The sequence below is a fragment of the Campylobacter sp. 7477a genome, assembly GCF_014892335.1.
Taxonomy (GTDB): Bacteria; Campylobacterota; Campylobacteria; order Campylobacterales; family Campylobacteraceae; genus Campylobacter_A; species Campylobacter_A californiensis.
In genome coordinates, this window is record NZ_JADBJH010000044.1 from 1 (window position 1) to 301 (window position 301).

Annotated in this window: 1 protein-coding gene; it reads left to right on the plus strand. The window is 41.2% G+C overall.

Annotation, left to right across the window (positions count from 1 at the left end; all coding sequences use genetic code 11):
* A partial coding sequence (locus CCAL5182_RS09020) for a tyrosine-type recombinase/integrase (RefSeq protein WP_336610846.1) occupies positions 1-235 on the plus strand: 235 nt, incomplete at its 5' end.
* Positions 236-301 lie beyond the last annotated feature (66 nt).

Below are 301 nucleotides of genomic sequence, written 5' to 3' on the forward strand. Positions count from 1 at the left end.
TTATAGGCGCTGGAGCAAGCTTTGCAAAGAGTGTGGCGTAGTGTATCGCTCGCTCAGGCATACCCGCCATACCTTTGCTACCCATATGGTGGAAAAAGCAGTTCAAGGGGAAATGCCGCTCAAATGGGTATCTCAGATACTAGGACACTCAAGTCTTGACATGACTATCAAGGTATATGCTCGCTTTATTAAAGACGAGCATTTGAAAATTGATAGGGGCTTGAAGATATTTTAAACACTCCCAAAACCACTTTAGAGGCATTTAAAATGAGAGTAAAAAGCTTGATTTTATTTTAGCACT